Here is a 19,727-nt window from a genome sequence, read left to right as displayed (position 1 = left end):
CACATTCCCCGCAACCGTTCTCTTCGCAGCGTCGGTCGATGAGACGCTCCACATTCGTCTTTTCCACCTGCCGGCCGGCCTCATTGAGGACTTTCCTATCAGTCCGGTCGCGCCTGTTGCGGTTGTCGCTGGAGGAACGCCGCTGTGGTTGGGGCCTGGTGCTCGTACACGCGGTCATTGCCGGCATCCCCGCTGCGTCCGCCCTGGCCACGGGCTGGCTGGTGGCCAGCCTGACCGCCATGGCCTCCGGACGAGGGGCCGCCGCGACGCTTGTCTGGCCCGTGATGACCATGTCCATCCTGTTGATCGCCGATGAGGTACTGGGACTGGCGAGCGCCGCCCTGGAGCAGTACACCGCGGGCCGGATCGATGCTCGGGTACGGCGGCGGGTGCGCGCGCTGGCGCTGTCGCCCGACGATATGGCGCATCTCGAGGATTCAGCCTTCGCCGACGAAGCTGCCCGCGCCTCCGACATCGGGGAAGGCAGGTTCCGCTCACCGGGAACCGCCTCGGTCGGTCAGCTCCGGCTGCTCTTCCGGATCCTGGCCGCGCTCGGCTCGGCCGGAGTGATCGCGGTGTCGTTCACCCCGGCCCTGTCGGTCGTTCTCCTGGGAGCCTCCTTGATCATGCGTGCGGCACTCCGCCGCTGGTGGCTGCAGATCGCGGAAGTACGGGACAGCCGTGAGGGGCTACGGCGGCGCGTGGAGTATTGGACGGACATCGCCTCTACCGGTGCCGCGGCCAAGGAGGTCCGGCTCTTCGGCCTGCACCAGTGGGTCGTCCACCTGCGCACCCGCGAGGAGCTGGCCTGGGCCGGTCCCCTGTGGTCCATCGACCGTGACGTGCTGCGACGGCAGTGGTTCATCGCTCTGCTGGCGGCGATCTCGGCGGGCTCGGCACTGCTTTGGCCAGGGCTTGCCGCCGCACGGGGTGACCTGCCGGTGGAGGAATTGATGACGGTGCTGGTCGCGGCCTGGGCGCTATTCGAGATGGGCGGCATGGGTCGTGAGGCATTCGACATCGAGTACGGCCTGGGCGCAGTGCGTGCCTTGAACAGGCTGAACTCTTCGCACGAGAACACGCGGGCGCTGACGGCCGGTCGGAGTCGCTCTGATGGCCCGGCAGCCCTGCACGCCGAGGGCTTGGTGTTCCGATATCCCGGCGCCTCCCAGAACGTCATCGACGGACTGGACCTGCACGTTCGCCCCGGAGAGGTACTGGCGCTGGTCGGTCACAACGGCGTGGGCAAGACCACCCTGGTCAAAGTGCTGGCAGGGCTTTACGTTCCCACCGCCGGACAGCTGTTGGTCGACGGGAGCCCGCTGCAGTCCTCCGATCTGGCCGCCTGGCGTCGCAGGGCCGCGGTCGTCTTTCAGGATTTCAACCGCTACCCGTTATCCGTCGCGGACAACATCGCGCTCGCCGCCCCAGAACACCGCGACGATCTGGACGGGATCCGTGCGGCTGCGCGCCAAGTCGGCATAGACGGTTTCATCGATCAACTGCCCGACGGGTACCGCACGCCCCTCTCCTCGGATCTGAACGGCGGCACAGATCTGTCAGGCGGCCAGTGGCAGCGGATCGCCATTGCCCGGGCCATCTTCGCGGTGGAGCACGGGCGGGATCTGCTCATCTTGGACGAGCCCACCGCGCATCTGGATGTGGAGGCCGAGGCCGGCTTCTACCGGAGGATCATCGCTGAGGTCACCGGGGCGACGGTGCTGCTGATCTCCCATCGGCTCTCCACCGTCCGCCCCGCCGACCGCATCGTACTGCTCGACAAGGGAAGAGTCGCCGAACAAGGCAGCCACGAAACGCTAATCGCTAACGGTCAGGCATACGCGCGCGACTTCCACCTGCAGGCGGCTCGATTCAGAAACACGGAGGCAGAACGGTGATCCGCATAGCCTGGCACATGTTACACCTCGCCTGGCGAGCGGATCGCGCCGTGGTCATACTCGTCATCCTGCTCTCCGCGGCGAAGACCATAGCCGTCGCCGCCACCGGTCTGAGCCAGCGGTGGGTGGTGGACTCGGCGCACTCGGCAGGCGCCGGGCTTCTGCTCGCCGTTGCCATCGGGGTCATCGCCCACATCATCTCAGCCGCCGGCGGCCGAACCCGGAGTAACTACCAGTTCGCGCTGACCGATCGCGTTCATCTCACCGTCAACCAGGAGGTGCTGACCAACACCGCGGTCATCCCCACCCTCGAACACCTCGAACGCGTCGACTACCTCGATCGGCTCAGCTTGCTGCGGCGGCACACCGAAACGCTGGCTGGCTCCTGCTGGGCGATGAGCGACTCAGTGATCTCGGTGATCAGCGCGGGCCTCTCGCTGTGGCTATTGGCTGATGTTCATCCGGGGCTGATCGTCCTGGCGCTGCTCGCGCTGCCGCCGTTGTGGGGTGCCCAGCGAGGTCAGCGCCACCTCGCCCGCGCCCGCGTCACCACGGCAGGTGACCAGCGGTTGGAGGAACGGCTGCACAAGATGTGCATCGAACCCAAGAGTGGCAAGGAGATCTATGTCTCCGGAGCGGGGGCTGTGCTGGACCAGATCGCTGACGCGGCGCGTCACCGGGTCCTCTCCGCCGTTCTCCGCGCCGACCTTGGTGCGATCGGTTGGCAGCTATCTGGTTGGATGTGCTACGCGGTGGGGTTCATCGCCGCGCTGGTGCTCACCGCCCATCTGGCGAGCACCGGACAGGCGTCGCTCGGCGACCTTATGTTGGTCATCACACTCGGCGTCCGGCTACGCGCACAGATACGCGATACCGTCGGTGGTTTTCGCCGTATCGCCGACGCCGGGCACGCCGTCGGCCACTACCTCTGGTTGCGCTCCTACGCCGAGCAACAGCGGCCCGCCGGTACCCGACCCGTACCCGATCGCCTGAAGGTCGGCATCGAGTTGCGAGGTGTCGAGTTCACCTACCCGGGTACGGTCGAGCCCGTACTGTCCGGAATCGATCTCACGCTGCGTCCGGGATCCGTCGTCGCTGTCGTGGGCACCAACGGAGCCGGCAAGACCACGCTGGTGAAGCTCTTGAGCGGGATGTACCGGCCGACCTCGGGGACGATGACCGTCGACGGCGTCCCTCTGGCCGACCTGGAGATCACTGCCTGGCGCTGCCGACTCACCGCGGTCTTCCAGGATTTCGTCTGCTTCCAGCTACCGGTCCGCCAGACCGTCGGTATCGGGCACCTGCCGGACATGGACTCCCACGCGGCGGTGTCCCGGGCTGTCGCCGAAGCCGGCGCGTCCTCCTTCGTCGACAAGCTGCCGGACGGTCTGGACACTCAGCTCGGTCACCTCTACGGGGGCCGCGAACTGTCACAGGGCCAGTGGCAGGGTCTCGCGCTCGCTCGGGCCCTGATGCGGCGTAAGCCTCTGATGTTGTTCCTCGACGAACCGACCGCAGCGCTCGATCCGGTGGCCGAGCACGATCTCTACGAACGATTCATGCAGCAGGCCGACGGAGAGGAAAGGATCACCGTGTTGGTGTCCCACCGGTTCTCGACGGTACGCAACGCCGATCACATCGTTGTTCTGGAGAACGGCCGCATCGCCGAACAGGGCACCCACGACGAACTTATGGCATCAGGAGCCGGCTACGCCAAGCTGTACACCACGCAAGCAGCCGCCTATCGCTGATCAGGATGGCCACGGACATGAGTGGGTCTGACGGAAAATGCGCTTCTGCTGAGCAGTCGGCGGTCCCGTGCTGCTCGTGGGCCTCTGATCAACGGCGAGCGCGCATACTCCCGGTGCTCGATCTTGTTCCACTGCGAGCTCACCCAGATGGCCCGGCGCGTGCACGCCCAGGGCTACCTCGATCGTCCCTCCCGCAACGGGACTCCTGATGATCTTCTGGCTTGGTCGCGAGATCTTCAGAGGTCCCGTTGTGCTGTCACGGGGGGCTTGACGAGTGGTCGCTCAGTCAAACGCAACGGCGTTGCCATCACCATCGACTCAGGATCTCATCCAGTCGTGGAAGCTCTGCATATTCTCGTGCAAAAGAGAGAGCACCGATCGCGTATGCTTCCTCCGACGCCACTCGGGCAATGGCCTCCGAGATCTCATCCAGCGAATGCATGACTGATTCCTCATCGAAACGCATCATGTCGCCGGCTCCAAGATTCGAGCAGAGGGAGGCGATGTACTGCTGATCCCGGCTGAACGGCACACTGTGCACCGGAACTCCCGACGACAATGCCTCCGTGACAGTGCTCATCCCCCCATGGCATCCAACGACAGAATACTCGAAGGCAACTCCCTCCAGCGAGGGCACATCAAGAATCTCAACATTACTTGGCACACTGTCAAGGCCGGTCGCGCCAGGCGGGGCGACCACGCCGATCTCGAACGCGGGAGACAAGCGTTCGATCAAGCCCTTCAGCAACACCTCCCTAGGAACCCGGGGTGTCGTCCCATAGCTCAACAGTATCCGCCGACCGGATCCAGCACTTCGCACGAGACTGCTCTCTCGGGGGTCGCATGCGATGACATCAGAGGCGATGTCGGAAACCGATGATCCGTGAAACGAGTGCGGTAGGTACGTCAGCCATGTCGGGCGGGACAAAGCCATATCCGCACGAGAGAGGCGAAGAGTCTCGTTCGCCTCCTCGATGATCGCCTGAGATTCCGCACGCATCCAATTGAACGTCCCGAAACCGGTGGATGCAACGCAAACGGCCTTTAGTTGCAGATGACTTGCGGCCAAAGCGGCACCGAGATCCGACCGGTCGAAGACGATGTGAGTCGGATTGACGTCTTCGGCGAGTCTGAGAATCTCTTGGGCACTCGTGATTGCCATATCGACTGGGATATGCTTCCAGGCGCTCCGCTCTGTCACCACCGGGTAGCGCAACGGCGCCTTCCGCACATGTGGAAGTTGCCACTTGCCGACATGCCAGTGGATCTCAGGACTGGCGGCTACGGTGACCGAATGGCCAAGCCGCCTCAATGACCGGGCCACGGGAAGCACCAGATTGACATGCCCGATGGCTGGGGCACTCGTGACTAAGACATTCGTCATATTAGCATTTTGGCATGCCGCATGAATTGGATCAATCATTTCATGCGGCATCCCCCCGAAACTTATGATCGTGGCCGGGGTGCCGAAAGGTCGCAGGGCATGGCCCGAAATGCAGCGACCCGTGCCGCCACGCCGGCGCAGCGTCGCGATTGACTACTTGGAGAGGTTCATGCTGTCCGCCGCCGGCAGGCCGATCGACCTGATTATCTCTGTCACGACGTCATCCACGGAGCGCCCGGTCGTGTCCAGAATAATAGACTCGTTCGCGAGCCAGCCCAGGTTGCTCCTGAAGCCGTCGGCTTTCGAACGCCGACCGCCCCTTGCTCCTATTTCAACCTCGTCCCTGTCTATGCGCAGCAGATGTTCCTCGTGATCCGCGATGAGAGTGAAGTGCTTCAGGGGGATACCAGCCGTCTCGATGGCCGTACGTATTTCAGCCCAATATTCACGTTCAGCCACGGTCTGCGGCAGGATCAGAGTCGACTCCACATACTCAGAAATAGAGACCGCTGCAGTCGCCACCATTCTACGCCATGGCGGCCAATGCCGGAAGTCGGACACCGGCCGAACACCTTCGAGCGTTCGCCGCAATATGAAGCCGACTGTCTCCGGGTCAAAGACACATGACCCCGGGATGCGACGGGCAAGGGCTGCGGCCGTTGTCGTCTTACCAATCCCGTGCGGCCCATTCAGCCAGATGATCATAGCCACATTACCTTATCCACAAGCCTACACAACTGCAAGGCCTCATTTGGTCCTCCCCGGGCCGCCCTTTGAATCTTGAGTTCGGCCGAGGCCGAGGCCCACTCGTTGCGACAATTATTTTAGGCCGGAATGCTGAGTCCGAGGGCATAAATCGTGGAGCGGTGACCATGCCGCGGAGCAGGGCGAGCAGGTCCTCGATGCCGAGCCGGGCCCCGGTGCGGCGCCAGACGCCTCGACGGCGGCGCTGCGACCATAGCGGACGTACCAGACGATGGCCAACCCATGAGCAACCGCCCCGAGAGCCACGACAGGAAGCACAGCGGCGGGCGTGCGGTCATAGAACTGACCAGCGCCCAGCAGGTCGACGGACGCCTGGTCTCACGGGCTGAGACCGCTCCGCGGTCCTGGGACTGAGCCATCGGGTGCGCTTCACACCTCCATGTGCCTGACACCTGTCAGGACCGGTCCGCCCCTCGATGTCGGCACCATGGGTCTTTACCGAGGGCGTCGAAGGGGCCGTGCGTGAACCTGTCGTTTGTGGACCATCCGACTCCTGGAGCCAATCGAATCGTTGACATCGAGGCGACGGATGGGGTGTCGGTCCAGAAGGGATTTCGGGCGCGGAGACCACACCAGCACGCAGAGCCTGGAGACCCGCGGGTGATGGCCACTGTAACTACTCATCGCCGCGAACCGGCCGGCTACGTCCCCGCTGATCGGTTCGGCGCGAGGTCGTGAGCGCATTGGAACTCCACCTGGGTTGCGGGCCAAGGCACATTCCAGGCTTCCTGCACATCGATGCGATCGCTTATCCGCATGTCGACCGGGTCGGACCTGTGGAAGACCTATCGTGCTTCGACACGGGGTCGGTGGACTCGATCTACGCGAGTCACGTCCTAGAACACTTCGGGCGGCACGACTACTTGGACGTTCTAGCAGAGTGGTTCCGCGTACTCCGCCCAGGCGGCATCCTGCGGATCGGAGTGCCCGACTTTCAAGCGATCGCAGAGGAGTATGTATTCGGTCGCCTCACGAACGGCCTGCGCGACCTGGTCGGGCTGTGCGTCGGCGGACAACATGATCGTCACGACTATCACAAGATGATATTTGACGAGGACACGCTGGAAGAAGCACTGGCTCACGTCGGATTCTCAGCTGTCCGTCGCTGGGACTGGCGCAGCACAAGGCATGCCCATATAGATGACTATACCCAGGCATACCTGCCTCACATGGACAAAGAACGGGGCCGATTGATGAGTCTGAACATGGAAGCCGTGAAGTGACTGAGGATGTCCGGCTCGACAGAAGGGACGAGGCGGCGACGTCCGATGATGTGGCCCTGACATTCTCCCAACTCGGGTTGTACGGCCGGTTGGGCAACAACTTGTGGCAGATCGCCGCTGTTATAGGACGGGCCATCGACCTCAACCTGCCGATTCGTCTTCCCCCTTGGTCCTACTCGGCCGCCTTCAATATACCCAGGGAATGGTTCCGTCCGCTCAAGCCGACGGACGTGGACGTCTTCGCGACCGTCGACTACCTGAAGCCCAGGGACGAGCGATGGCTTCAGGACACACGCCTCTGGTGGAATCACCGAGAGGCCGTACGCACTTGCCTCAGTCCAACCGACGACGTGCTGAGCGAATGCTATCGCGTCTATCCACGTCTGCTGGAGAACGGCCCGGTCACGGCGATCCACGTACGACGCGGCGACTATCTGCGCTTCCAACGATACTATCTGTTGCCGTCGGCAGATTACTACCGTCGGGCGCTCGGCGACACCGACCCCGAGGACGTCATCGTCCTCACTGATGATCCCGACTGGGTCTTGACCGAGATGAGATTTCTACGTGGTGCACAACTATCGGTTGATCAACCAAATATTGTCGATCTGGCCTGCATGACCCGATGCCATCGCCACGTCATTGCGAACTCCTCGTTCTCCTGGTGGGGAGCGTTTCTTTCCGGATCCGACGAAGTGAAGTATCCGAGAGACTGGTACACCCCCGAGTACGCCCACCTCCGCTCCGAGTACCTGACTCCGAGTTCCTGGCAGCCTGACTGCTGACCGCATCCTTCTTGTCCTTGAAGGGGAAGCCCCATATGCACATGCCCAGGCCGAGGAGCCGACTAGAATTTGCGTTGAGGGCGATTTCCCACGCGTCTGCGGCAAAGAATCACGCCGAAGCGGTGCAGATTCTCGGCGAACACATGGCGCCGGACTCCGATCCTCTCCTGAAGCATCCGCCGGCGCCCTCTTGCGGCCAGCCGAACGGCGGCGGTTACTGGCTGGCGGCTTCGATGCCATTGGCCGAACGGCAGCCGCACGCGTCAGAGGCCACGTACGGCGTGTCCCTGGTTCACATGACGGCTGGAGTCACCACACACGCAGTTGTCTATCGCTCTGCTGATGAAGGCCCTTATTGGGCATCGTTGGGGGATGGGTGCTTCACTTGGGACGAGCAGATCCACCTGGATGTCGAGCACCCTCCGCTATACGACGTGCGTCTTGTTCCCGCACCAGTAACGAATGGCGGCGATATCGAAACACGTGCACGGCAAGCCGGCTATGTTCCCCTCTCGGATTGCTCGGCTCTGCAAGGGCTGCTGAGTGTGCTCGATGGGGAGTCGGCGGGCTTTCTTGGTCACGATGTCGAGCCTGCGACACGCCTCGCCACGGCGCTCCTCATAGCGGAGGCTCGTGGGTTCGTCAGCCATTGGTCGGGGCATTACCCGCATCTCAACGAGACGTCCATGATCGCATGCGCCGAACTAGCTCACTACCGCAGCCTCCTCGAGATCGTCGACAGAGCGACGTAACCCAGCCTGGCACAATCGTCGGTTACGGCAGCCGTGGATCGTTGTGATCACGATGCTGTCTCGGCGTGGGCGTGCCATCGCTGGTGGCAGCGGCGGGCGCGGTATTGGTGCCGTCGCCGCCATATGGACCAGGTCTGGCGGTGTTCCTGGTCTCGGCGCGGGTCGAGGATGACCAGGCCGCGGAGTTGCCGGAGCAGTTCGAGGATGGCGATGGCGACCAGGCCGAGGTGTTCGACGAGGGGGCCCGCCGGGCTGGCGCTGATGAGCGGTGACCACCGCGATGAAGGTGTAGGCGAGCAGGGCCATGGTGCTCCGGCGGTGCCAGGAGCGCCAGCGTACGACCTGTCCGGCGTCCAGGCCGCAGGCCTGCTTGGCGAGTTGATGACCTTCTTCGATGCTCCATCTGAGCGTGGCGACGCGGATGAGGCGGGCCAGCGGCACCAGGCGCGGGCTCCAGCAGCGGTAGGAGGTCTGGCCGGTGTAGCCGTGGCGGCGGACCGGCAGGGCGGCATGTCCGGGATCATGCCGTCGAGGGTGTCGTCGGGCAGGATGGCCAGCATTGTCGCCGTCGTCAGACAGCCGGGTAGGCACGCTGCCCGACAGCATGACAACAAGATCGAGACGATGGCGTACTCCGGCCCAACCCAGCCGGACGATCATCCACGAGTCGGCCGTGGCCGATCAAGGCGAGTCGGACCATTGCCATCCGGGAACCGGATCCTACCGGCAGAGTTGCTGACCAGCAGCAAGGAATGGCATTCACGGGTTGTGGCTGCAAGCTTTTCAAGCCCGGTATTCGCCACACGCCGTTGACAGGCCGGTGTGCGACCTCTACCCTAAATTTTTGACAAAGTAGCGGGAACGTTCACGGCGGGGAGGTCGGATGGACAATGTAATCGAGGGCAACGAGTGACACATAACGCCATACGAATGCTTGACCATGTATAGCTTCCTCCCATGCTGCGGTTCGTCGGCCAGCTGGTGCGGCGAGCATCTCGGCGCTGTCGCTTTACGTAGGATGATGAACGGACGTCCTCGCCGGGTGAACGACATAGCCGCTCCGGTCGCATCGAACGCCCTTCGCCGACCGTTGCCGGATTGCGGCACCCTGATGCGGATCAATTCTTATCTACGTTCGACAGAGGGATTGATTAGGGCACAAGGACGACATATCCAGATAGGCGCACCCCCGGGTGACTCAATCGTGGAGATCGACACAGCCATCCCCCTGACACAGGATGTCGGCTACGAAGTGGGACAGCATCGCGATATCGCCGGCCGGATCGACTCCGCGGTATCCCCCATCCCCACGAAGTCCCTGATCGAGAACGGGTTTTCGGACGTCTGTCCGCGCGCTGCGGAACGCTCCGCACGTCACCGTCGCCTCCGAGGGGCCGGCGCGGTAGACACTTGCCGATGATCTGTGAGCGGTCCCGCCCCTCCGGCCAGGACGTCAGCGGGCATCTGCAGCCGGGCGAGCGCAACATCTCATCGCAGCGAGATACACGACCATCTGCGCAGTTGCGACGAAAAGCGCTGTGCGACCGGCTGAACATCGGCCGACTCGCCTCCAAGAACAGACCCCCGGTCGCGCGCGGTAGGGCCGCCGATCGATCGCGCCGCGAGTGACGCCCGGACTCGATCGGCCGACTGGGGCGGATGAATTGAGAGTGATGCCAGTGAATGCGCATTTGAACAGCCTGGTGATCGGTGCGGACAAGAGGAATCGCCAGAATGTGACGACTGGCTCCCGCCGGCCCGATGAGCAGGTCCGGGCGGTCTCGGGTCGCGGGGGCGGTCCCGAGGGCACCCACATCATGGGGCATGCTCAGAGCGGACGCGGTGCAGGGAGCGTCGTCGTCAGTTGGGCGGCCACGGCGGGCGCCGATCGTGAGATACAGATGGAGATACCCGTCGGGCGCCGGCTCGACTTCGGCATCTCACCTCGATCACGCTCACTGAAGCGGAACGCGAACAAGGGAATCGGCCGTATCTCCGTTCGCGACGACTTCTGGACAATGTCCAACTACACGCCTTCGACTCCGTTTGTCGTCGAGAACCTCGAGGGCGGCACAGAGTTGATCAAGGTGGCGCCCAGACGCCTGGACATGGTCGTGCCGTTCGAGCTATCACGGGTGCTCATTCCAGCAGCTTTTGGACTGTTGGAATTAAAAGTCTTCGCCAATGAGCCGCGATTGCTCGACCAGAGCCATGTCGGTGCGCCACCCGATTTCGATCGGCCGCTCATCGACACGAACACCAAGCACTTTCTGGTCCTGGTAGCACTGTGTGAACCCAGACTGCGGGTGTCTCCGATGGCGGCCATTCCTTCCGTCCAGGAGGTCGCTGAACGGTTACGCCCTGCCGAGGGCTTCCGCAAAGCTAACCGAGGCAGTATCAACTACCATATCGACTATCTTCTGACGCACAAACTGCTGGTGAGCGAGTGGGCTTCGTCCTGCGGTGGTCGCATGCACTCGAAGCGTGAGGCTCTCGTCTTCTGTGCACTGCGCTACGACCTGGTCCGGGAGGAACACCTCAACCTTCTCCCGCCCCTCGCATGCCGTTGAGGTCAATCAGCGCGGCGATCCCGCGAAGGTCCTCCTGCCGCAGGATGTCCGTCGCGCGAAGTCTCACGCCGGTGCGTCGCAGTACCGCGTTCAGAAGTCGCGCCGTCATAAGTGAGTTACCACCGATGTCCGTGAACCGTTCGGCAAGGGACACGCGGCAACCGAGGAGGTCACTGCAGAGTTCCAGGATCATCGCCTCTGCAGGGTTCGCCTCTTCCGGAGGAAGAGGCATGGGCGTCACCGGCTGGTGCAAGGCAGTCAGGCCGCTGCGATCAATCTTTCCGCTAGCGGTGAGCGGAAGGCTCTCGACTGCCTCGAATGCAGTGGGTACGGCGGCCGCAGGCAGCCACTCACGCGCGTGGTTTCTCAGGCTTGCCAGATCAGGCAGCGTCCCAGGCCCCATCTCGAGGAAGGCGGTCAGTTCCTCGACCTCGCCGGAGGTCCGGACCACTGCCGCGCGTCGAACTCCAGGGAACCTCTCCAGGGCGCGTTCGACCTCAGCCGGCTCGATGCGAACGCCCCGGACCTTGAGCTGGTCGTCGAGACGGCCGCAGAAGTCGAGCGTGCCGTCGTGGCGCATCCGGACCAGGTCACCGCTCGCATAGACGTTGGCTTGATCATCGAGCAGCGCGGGCGGTGCGGAGAACACCGGCAGCTCGCCCTGATCGTCATAGCACGCGAGTGCCAGGCCGACACCGCCGATGAGGAGCTCGCCCTTTTCGCCTCGCGGAACGATCTCTCCGTCCTGGTTCACGACACACACGGCCACGCCTGGAATCGGAGCCCCGATAGAGGGGTCACCTTGGTCGCTTACGAGGTCCGAGAGCGTCTGCGCTGTGCTGACCACGGCCGCTTCGGCCGGCCCATAGAGATTGTGGACCTGTGTGGACAGCCCAGCACTCGGTCCGCGACGCAGACGGTCGCCACCGATGACGAGATGGCGCAAGGGCAGTGCCCTCCGCCACGGCCGTGCCAGGCTGAGTTCGGCCAGAGGCGTCGGCAGATTGCTGACGGTGATCCTCGCGTCTGCCCACCAGTCGACCAAGGCACCGGGATCCGAACGAACCGCTTCCGGGGCGACTACAAGTGTCGCTCCGGAGCAGAGCGTGGACCATGTCTCCATCAGGTGAGGGTCGAAGGGGGGATGCAGGGCCAAGCTGTGTCGCTGCCCCGGAGCCAGTTCGACCAAGTCGACATACCAGCGGACGACATTCGTCAGGGAGTCCTCGCTGACTGCCACGAGCTTCGGGGATCCGGTGCTACCGGACGTCAGGACGCTGTAGAACGATCCCTCGTGGACTTGCGTTCGGCCACCTGGCCGATCCGCGAACACGGCGAAGGCTCCGGCGGGAAGCGGGGACGCGAGCGCGGACCTGTCGCCCTCGATCACGGCCGAGATCCGTACGGACCGCTGCACGGACGTCAGCCGGCCCTGCGGGGGACGTGGGCCGAGCGGCAGGTAGACAGCCTGTAGCTTGGCGAGCGCGACGGCGGTGACGACGAGCGGCAGACCGCGATCGAGACACACGGCGACGACGGATCCGCGACCGATGTGTGGACGCAGGCCGTCGGCGGTTTCCTCGGCGAGTGCATCCAGCTCGCTGTACGACCAGACCCGGCCGGCCTGCTCAAGCGCGGGTCCGCCTCCAGAGGTGCACCAGTGCGAGTACCAATCCAGCAAAGATGTTCCTGCAGCAGGTGCCGGAGGCATCTCACCACCGCGGGCGACGCTCAACTCTGTCATGTGTCGGTAGACCCCTTTGCTGTTGTCAACGCGATTCATGCGCTCCAGACGGCGCGTCCCACGGCTTTTCCTTCCAGACGCGCAATGCCTGGAGCAGTTTCTGTTCGCGGAGCCGCGTCATACCGGGCGGAAAAGATCCAGGCATCCGTGACACGGCACCTCCGGCCGCCAGCCACTGCCAGGTATCACCGAGTGTGTCCTCGATAGGCCGGGGGTCGAGCCCTGACGCTGCGGCACGGTCACCGGAGACGGCCCATGCCGCCCGATAACGCGGTTGGTCGGGAAGCCAGAAAGGCATCTCCAGCCACGGAAGAACCTCTGCCTCAAGTAGTTCCTGATCGCTTGCCCATACGAATTCGGGATCGGAGCCCGTCACGCTTGCCATGGCGCGGAGAAGACCGCCCATTGTCGTGTTCGCCCGGCAGGGAACCATGTTCAAGACCCCCGGCGCCCAGTTCTCGACCCGGGCGACGAGGAAATCGGCCATGTCACGTACATCCAGCAGCTGGAGTCCACGGTCCGGTGAGCCGGGTGCGAGAACCTCTCCACCCTGCGCGATGCGCTGGAGCCACCAGAGCAGATGTCCGACGTTGTCGTATGGACCGACGATCGTGCCGGGCCGCAAGATCAGCGAACGGTCAGCCGGATAGCCGAGGGCGACCGCTCGTTCGGAACCGGCCTTGCGCACTGCGTACCGACGAGGATTGCCTGGATCGCCGTCCTCATAAGGGTCCGCGTCGAGCACCCGCGATTCCTCATCGACTCTGGTCCGCTCCCAGTCCGCGTAAACGGAAACGCTCGACACATATGCGTAGAACCCCACGGATCGGCTGAGAGCATGCACCGTCCGGAGCGTCTGCGCAGGCACCAGCCCTGAGGTGTCGATCGCAGCGTCGAAGGTCCTGCCTTGCAGAGCGTTCAGACCGTCGTCACGGTCGCGATCGCCCCTGAGCACTGCCACACCAGGGACATCCGACCCCGTGCGGCCGCGGTTAAAGGTCGTGACAGCATGCCCACGCGACAGCGCCGCGTTCACGATGGCACGACCGACGAACGATGTACCGCCCAGGACAAGGAGTTTCACGTCCGGCTCGACCCGATCTCCGTCTCCAGGACACCGGCGAAATCCTTGGCCACGGGTGTGGTGTAGACAGCCCGGAGCGGCAAGGCGACATTGAACTCCTCGTTTGCGCGCGTGGACAGCTCAACGGCCAGAAGCGAGTCGCCACCCAGCGCCAGGAAGTTGTCCTCGGGCTTGATACCGGTGATACCGAACAACTCTTCGAAAACAAGCAGGACCCACTCCAGGACGCTGGGGCTATCTGCGGGGGTCGACGCGCGCCCGTCGCCCTCCGAATCTTGCGGAGTCTCCTGGATGACGGGCACGACGGGCGCTGGTCCGGGCCGGTAGGTCCTGCGCTCGAACGGATACCCCGGAAGCGAGACACGAACCGGACGGTCACCGCTGTACAGTCGATGCCAGTGAGGGGCAGCGCCGGCTGACCAGAGTTCACCAAGGACGGTGAGCATCGTCCGCATGTCTGCTTCGGCACCGGACGAGGGCAGCAGTCGGTGGCGGCCTGTGCCATCGAGGCGGCCGCGCAACTCGGCAGCAGCTGTCTGCGACGAGCCGAGGTCGATCAGCGTCAGATTCCTCCACTCGAGGAGGGTCGCGAGAGCGGCGTCGAACCGGATCTGTTCACCGAGTTGTGCCGACCAGAAAGTCGGGTCGTCGATGTCGTCAGCCGTCACCCATCCACCGGTGACACCTGATAGCCAGGGGATCTCGGGCGCCTTCGCCGCTCGTGGCGCCTCAGACCTGGTGATCAAGGCAACAGCTTCTTCCTCGGTCACGGCACCGGCGGCACACGCGGCCGCGACGGTGCCTGTACCCAGGCCTATCAGAGCGACTGGTTCGATTCCCCAACCTTGCCAGAGCCGGCACAGCGCGTAATTTCGCGCGAAAGTCTGAACCGGCCCGGTCGAGCTACCGGCGATGCCGAGGCATCGTTCCAAGGTCTGCCGATAGACCGGCTCGCTTTCGTAATCGCCGGCGAGAGCACCGGGCAGGAGCATGACGGGGTTGAACGAGACACTGCCGGCCTGGTCCGTGCCATCCTCAGCGGGACGTGCCAGCTCTTCGGCGGCCTCCACAGCCGAAGAGCAAACCACGAAGCGCCGGAACGGGTGACTGCTACGGCTCTGTTGCAACGTCCACGCGACGTCACTGAGCGCGACGCTCGGTCGGCGACGAAGCGCCTGGGACACTGCGCTGGATAGGGCTGTGAGGGCCGACGGGGTCTTGGCCGACAGCGTGAGAAGGTGCCATCGCCTCGAGCTGGGTGTCGAACGGAGACTTGGCGCCTCTTCGAGGATGGCATGAGCGTTGGTACCACCGATCCCGAGGCTGCTGACGCCCGCCAGTCTCGTGCCAGATCGTGGGGTCCAAGGCCGCAGCTCAGTGTTGACGCTGAAAGGGCTCCTGGCGAAGTCGATCTGTGGATTAGGCCGCCCGAAGCCGAGGCTCGCCGGAATCTGTTGATGCTCAAGAGACAGGACCGTCTTGATGAAGCCCGCTATTCCGGCGGCCGCATCGGTGTGGCCGATGTTCGTCTTGACCGATCCGATCCAGCAGAAGCCAGACGCATCGGTCGAGGCACGAAAGGCGGCCGTAAGCGCGTCGACTTCGATCGGATCGCCGAGCGGCGTGCCGGTTCCATGGGCCTCGACGTAGCCGATGTCTCCGGCATCGACTCCTGCGACGACGTGAGCCGCGCGAATGACCTCCGACTGACCGTGCACGCTAGGAGCAGTGAAACCGATCTTCAACTGGCCGTCGTTGTTGAGGGCGGAGCCCCGGATCACGGCACGCACGTGATCGCCGTCTCTCACTGCATCCGCCAGCCGGCGCAGCACCACCACCCCGGCCCCATCACCGGGCACGAAGCCGCTGGCCGTGGCGTCGAAGGCACGTACGTGACCGTCCTGTGACGCGGGTCCGCCTTTTCGGAACTGCGACACAGCGGGGGGAACGGCCACGGAGACGCCACCTGCGAGCGCGGCGTCGCACTCCCCTGCCAGCAGGGCCTGCGCGGCGACGTGCACGGCGACGAGGGAGGTCGAGCAAGCCGTCTGCACGGTGACAGCCGGCCCGGTAAGGCCGAGTTTGTAGGCCGTACGCGCGGTCAGCAGGTCCATCGCGGTGGCCAGCCGCAACGTCCATTCATCCACGGTGGTGTGCTGGCGGACGAGCCGGTCGAACTCCGTCTGGCTGCTGCCCGCGTATATCCCTACCGGCCACGGGCAGTTATGCGGGTCATAGCCGGCATCCTCCAGCGCTGCCCACGAGATCTCCAGGAAGATCCGATGTTGGGGGTCCAGTATGGTCGCCTCGCGCGGGGAGTAGCCGAAGAACTCGGCATCGAAATCCCAGACGTCGTCGATCGCAGCTCGCGCAGGAACGTATGTCTCAGCGCCGATCCGCTGCGGCGCATAGCGGGCGATAGAGGACACGCCGCCACTCAGGTTGGCCCAGTACTCGTCAAGGTCGGCCGCGCCCGCGAAGCGGCCGGCCATGCCCACAACAGCGATGAAACTCTCGTCCTGGCTCACTTGTCCTCCTCGTGCTCTCTCTGGCGTCGCCCAAGCCCGGCACGTCGTCTTCTAACAGTGGAAAGTCGATCGCGTCCGGGGAGCCGCGCTGTGCCGGCTAAGGAGTCGACCCCCGCGTCGGTGGAGCCAGCCAAGTGGCCGGCTAGTGCTGCCACCGTTGGAAAGCGGAACAGCGTCATCAACGCCACCTCCCAGCCGAACTCTCGGACAAGCCGGGAATGGACGCGAAGCAGCAGGAGCGAGTGACCTCCCAGGTCGAAAAAGTTGTCATCCCGGCCCACCCGTTGCAGTCCGAGCACCTCGCCCCAGATTGCGGCGATGCGCTTCTCGTGCTCGCTGAGGGCCGGGCCTGACTCGTCCACCGGGCGACGATGGACGGGAAGCGCCGCACGGTCCACCTTCCCGGTCCCGGTGCGCGGTAGAGCATCCGTCAGTACGAAGCTCGACGGAATCATGTGAGCCGACAGATGGGAGCCGAGGAACGACCTCAACTCACGCGCGTCCGTGTCCGCCTGGACGTACGCCACCAGCTGGCCCTCGGCCTCCCCGTTGATCAGGGCGACATGGGCGTCAACGACCGCCGGATGGTCCAACAGAACGCTTTTGATCTCGTCCGGCTCGATGCGATAGCCACGAAATTTGATCTGATCATCGATGCGCCCGAGAAAGTGCAATGTGCCCGAGAGATCGCGATAACCCCGGTCACCTGTGAGGTATACCCGCTGCCCGCCGCCCACGTGCTCGAGCCGGATGAACCGGGCGGCTGTCGTCGTCTCGTCGCCCAAGTAGCCGTCGGAGAGTGTCGAACCGGCGATGGCGAGCTCTCCAACGGCCCCGTCAGGCAGAGGTCGGCGGTCGCGATCCAGGATGTGGGTGATCACCGTGTCGACATCCTGTCCCAGCGGGACGGTCGATCCTGCCGCGCCGCTTCTCGCATCGAGCTCGTGAACGGTCGACGTGATAGTGGCCTCGGTCACCCCGTATCCATTGAGCACCGTTGCCGACGTGGCCGTGAGCAGCTGGTCTACAGCGTCGACGCGCAGGCGCTCTCCTCCCATCACGATCAATCGCGGCGACCAGCGTCCCTCGCGGAGCGCGGCGATCAACTCGTCCTCGACCGCCAAGACATAGCTGGTCGGAAGGTTGACCACTGATACCTTCTCGGAGGCGACCACCCTGATCAGATCCTGGCCACTCGGCACACCGTCCGGCGCAAGAACCAGGCACCCTCCAGCGCCGAGCGTCGGAAGAATTTCCTCGAGCGAGACGTCGAAGTGCGGTTGGGTGAAGAGAAGGACACGATCGTCCGCAGTCAGCCCGTAACGATCGGCGATGGCAGCGGTCTGCCTGAACAGGGCGTCGCGGCTGACGATGACAGCCTTCGGGGACCCGGTCGATCCCGAAGTATGCATGACATAGGCGGCACCTTCGACGGCGGCCACATCGCGGGCGACCACTTGGACGTCGTCCTGCGCACCGTCGACGAAGACGGTGGGTAACGGTCCGCGGCCCTGTGCCAGGGTGGTCAGCACGAGGGCTGGTGTCAGACGGTCGAGAAGCCGACGGCGGCGTTCGGGAGGATCAGCCGGCGACAGCGGGCAATAGACGGCACCGGCACGGAGGCACGCCAGCAGGCCGATCACACAGTCGAGGCCACGAGGCAGCAGAAGGGCCACCGGCTGTCCGGCCGTCACGCCGGCTCTGCGAAGGATCCCGGCCAACCGCTCGACCCGGCGGTCCATCTCGGCATAGTTCAGCCGTTCGGAGGCGGTGACCACGGCCATATCGTCGGGCCGACCGCCCAGAGACCAGCTCACCTTCGGCGCGGTGGGCGCGTTGTCCCATTCGTGTGCGGCGAGCGCGCCGATCGGGGTCCGCAGGTCGGCTTGCACCGCGGCACGAACGAGATCAAGGTAGCGGCCAGCCAGCAGTTCGATGATGGATTCGTCAAAGAGGTCGGCGTCGTAATCCCATTGGATCTCCATCTCGACCGGACCGGACCTAGGTCCTACCACCCGCCGCGAGTCCGGGCGAAGAACAAGATCCAGATCAAACCTGGTGGTCCCGCTGTTGAGTCCTTCGGTCAGGGCGATATCCAAACCGGCCGTGTCAAGGTCCGGGAGATCGTCGTCGACGGCGCTGAAGGCCACGTTGAACAGCGGGTTTTCCACACCGCTGGTGTGTCGCCCCACAGCCGCGGTGATCCGCTGAATGGGAACGTTCTGATGTGGCAGGGCACAGATCAAGGTCTCGGTTGCCTCGGCGAGCAGTTCCTCCAGGGAAAGCCGCGGAGACAGACGCAGGCGAAGTGGGATGGTGTTGATGAACATGCCCACAGAGTTCATGTGCTCGGCCGGCCTGTTGGCGACGGCTGAGCCGAGTACCAGCTCGTCCTGGCCGCTGTGTCGCCGCATCAATTCCGCGAACAACGCCAGCATCGTTGTGTACAAGGTGCTCCCGCTTCGCGTGGCGAGTGCACGGATCCCACCCGCCAGCTCGGCATCGAAGACCTGCATGAACTGGGCGCCGCGGTTCCTCCGGACTCCCCCTGGCCGCGTCAGGCCGGACAGGGGAACGCCCAAGGCGGCGTCGCTCAGCTGATGTTCCCAGAACCTCAACCCGTCGCTCAGATCTCGCTCCGAAGGGAGCTGGGCGACGTGATCCGCGTAGGACGTCGCCTTGGGAAGCTCACACCCTTGATAAGCGAGAACAAGATCGCGGATCAGGATCAGGAAGGACCTCCCGTCGTGGATCAAGTGATGCTCGACGTGGATCAGCCGGTGTTCGTCCCGGCTCAGCTGGACCAGTCGCCAGCGGACCAGCGGAGCTTGATGGGTGTCGAAAGACGCCTTCTTCGACTCCTCCGCAAGAATCTCTTCGAAGGCCGCTTCGACATCGGACTCGTCGGAGATGTCGTCAACCGTGTACCGCGGTTCGCAAGATTCGCTGATCCGCTGTGCCGGTCGGCCGTCCTCGGTCTCGACGAGTTCCAATCGCAAACCTGGGTGATGGAGCAGCACCCTGGCCAGCGCTGCCCGAAGGGCAGCCGTATCCAGGGCACCGCGGAACGTCACGTACGCGGTGAAGTTGTAGGCTCGACTCCCCGGTGACAGCCGTTCATGCAGCCACACGATTTGCTGCGAAGGCGAGAGATCGAACGACCCATTTACGGACATCTGCCGGTACCTCGCATGCGACGGCGCCTCGGTTTTCGCACAAGGTAATCAGGACTCGGCAAGCGGC

Annotated in this window: 14 protein-coding genes; 8 read left to right on the top strand and 6 right to left on the bottom strand. The window is 64.1% G+C overall.

What is annotated here, in order from left to right:
- Positions 1-122 precede the first annotated feature (122 nt).
- Both ACIBVN_RS02425 and ACIBVN_RS02420 read left to right on the top strand, forming a co-directional pair.
- Positions 123-1,898 carry an ABC transporter ATP-binding protein gene (locus ACIBVN_RS02425; protein ID WP_397131811.1) on the top strand — a complete coding sequence of 592 codons (1,776 nt, stop codon included), beginning with the start codon at positions 123-125 and terminating at the stop codon, positions 1,896-1,898.
- A complete protein-coding gene (locus ACIBVN_RS02420; protein WP_397131809.1) occupies positions 1,895-3,649 on the top strand; it encodes an ABC transporter ATP-binding protein in 1,755 nt (584 codons plus the stop codon). Before ACIBVN_RS02425 ends, ACIBVN_RS02420 begins: the two co-directional genes overlap by 4 nt.
- A 307-nt stretch (positions 3,650-3,956) precedes the next feature.
- On the opposite strand, the gene ACIBVN_RS02415 is transcribed toward ACIBVN_RS02420, so the two are convergent.
- Together ACIBVN_RS02415 and ACIBVN_RS02410 are read right to left on the bottom strand one after the other, a co-directional pair.
- Entirely contained in the window at positions 3,957-5,033 is a 1,077-nt protein-coding gene (locus ACIBVN_RS02415) for a glycosyltransferase (RefSeq protein WP_397131807.1), read from the bottom strand.
- A 153-nt stretch (positions 5,034-5,186) separates the two neighbouring features.
- Positions 5,187-5,738, bottom strand: coding sequence for an AAA family ATPase (locus ACIBVN_RS02410; RefSeq protein ID WP_397131805.1), 552 nt, complete (start codon positions 5,736-5,738; stop codon positions 5,187-5,189).
- A 282-nt stretch (positions 5,739-6,020) separates the two neighbouring features.
- On the opposite strand from ACIBVN_RS02410, the gene ACIBVN_RS02405 reads away from it, so the two are divergent.
- The 6 genes from ACIBVN_RS02405 to ACIBVN_RS02380 all read left to right on the top strand — a co-directional run bounded on the left by ACIBVN_RS02405 (position 6,021) and on the right by ACIBVN_RS02380 (position 11,128).
- Positions 6,021-6,152: a hypothetical protein gene (locus ACIBVN_RS02405; RefSeq protein ID WP_397131804.1), complete on the top strand. Its 132-nt coding sequence runs from the start codon at positions 6,021-6,023 to the stop codon at positions 6,150-6,152.
- 320 nt (positions 6,153-6,472) lie between these two features.
- Positions 6,473-7,021, top strand: a complete 549-nt coding sequence (locus ACIBVN_RS02400) for a class I SAM-dependent methyltransferase (protein ID WP_397131802.1) — start codon at positions 6,473-6,475, stop codon at positions 7,019-7,021.
- Positions 7,018-7,806, top strand: a complete 789-nt coding sequence (locus tag ACIBVN_RS02395; protein WP_397131800.1) for an alpha-1,2-fucosyltransferase — start codon at positions 7,018-7,020, stop codon at positions 7,804-7,806. Before ACIBVN_RS02400 ends, ACIBVN_RS02395 begins: the two co-directional genes overlap by 4 nt.
- Positions 7,807-7,928: 122 nt before the next feature.
- Positions 7,929-8,558, top strand: coding sequence for a hypothetical protein (locus ACIBVN_RS02390; protein WP_397131798.1), 630 nt, complete (start codon positions 7,929-7,931; stop codon positions 8,556-8,558).
- 140 nt (positions 8,559-8,698) lie between these two features.
- Entirely contained in the window at positions 8,699-8,830 is a 132-nt protein-coding gene (locus ACIBVN_RS02385; protein WP_397131796.1) for a hypothetical protein, read from the top strand.
- Positions 8,831-10,237: 1,407 nt separating this feature from the next.
- Positions 10,238-11,128: a hypothetical protein gene (locus ACIBVN_RS02380; RefSeq protein WP_397131794.1), complete on the top strand. Its 891-nt coding sequence runs from the start codon at positions 10,238-10,240 to the stop codon at positions 11,126-11,128.
- Here the strand turns inward: ACIBVN_RS02380 and ACIBVN_RS02375 are convergent.
- The 4 genes from ACIBVN_RS02375 to ACIBVN_RS02360 are packed head-to-tail and all read right to left on the bottom strand — an operon-like array spanning position 11,097 to position 19,660.
- A complete protein-coding gene (locus ACIBVN_RS02375; RefSeq protein ID WP_397131793.1) occupies positions 11,097-12,911 on the bottom strand; it encodes a non-ribosomal peptide synthetase in 1,815 nt (604 codons plus the stop codon). The genes ACIBVN_RS02380 and ACIBVN_RS02375 overlap by 32 nt on opposite strands.
- Entirely contained in the window at positions 12,898-13,956 is a 1,059-nt protein-coding gene (locus ACIBVN_RS02370) for an NAD-dependent epimerase/dehydratase family protein (RefSeq protein ID WP_397131791.1), read from the bottom strand. The genes ACIBVN_RS02375 and ACIBVN_RS02370 overlap by 14 nt, the downstream gene beginning before the upstream one ends.
- Positions 13,953-16,484, bottom strand: coding sequence for a type I polyketide synthase (locus ACIBVN_RS02365; RefSeq protein ID WP_397131789.1), 2,532 nt, complete (start codon positions 16,482-16,484; stop codon positions 13,953-13,955). The genes ACIBVN_RS02370 and ACIBVN_RS02365 overlap by 4 nt, the downstream gene beginning before the upstream one ends.
- Positions 16,481-19,660: an amino acid adenylation domain-containing protein gene (locus tag ACIBVN_RS02360; RefSeq protein ID WP_397131787.1), complete on the bottom strand. Its 3,180-nt coding sequence runs from the start codon at positions 19,658-19,660 to the stop codon at positions 16,481-16,483. Before ACIBVN_RS02360 ends, ACIBVN_RS02365 begins: the two co-directional genes overlap by 4 nt.
- Between the last annotated feature and the right edge of the window lie 67 nt (positions 19,661-19,727).

Origin of the sequence: Nonomuraea sp. NPDC049400, assembly GCF_044466425.1 — a bacterium.
In the GTDB taxonomy this organism is placed as follows: Bacteria; Actinomycetota; Actinomycetes; order Streptosporangiales; family Streptosporangiaceae; genus Nonomuraea.
This window is presented reverse-complemented; position numbering and strand designations above follow the sequence as displayed.

Coding starts and splice junctions, on each gene's coding strand:
- ACIBVN_RS02415 (WP_397131807.1), bottom strand. CDS start 5,033: ATGACGAATGTCTTAGTCACGAGTGCCCCAGCCATCGGGCATGTCAAT.
- ACIBVN_RS02410 (WP_397131805.1), bottom strand. CDS start 5,738: ATGATCATCTGGCTGAATGGGCCGCACGGGATTGGTAAGACGACAACG.
- ACIBVN_RS02405 (WP_397131804.1), top strand. CDS start 6,021: ATGAGCAACCGCCCCGAGAGCCACGACAGGAAGCACAGCGGCGGGCGT.
- ACIBVN_RS02375 (WP_397131793.1), bottom strand. CDS start 12,911: ATGAATCGCGTTGACAACAGCAAAGGGGTCTACCGACACATGACAGAG.
- ACIBVN_RS02360 (WP_397131787.1), bottom strand. CDS start 19,660: ATGTCCGTAAATGGGTCGTTCGATCTCTCGCCTTCGCAGCAAATCGTG.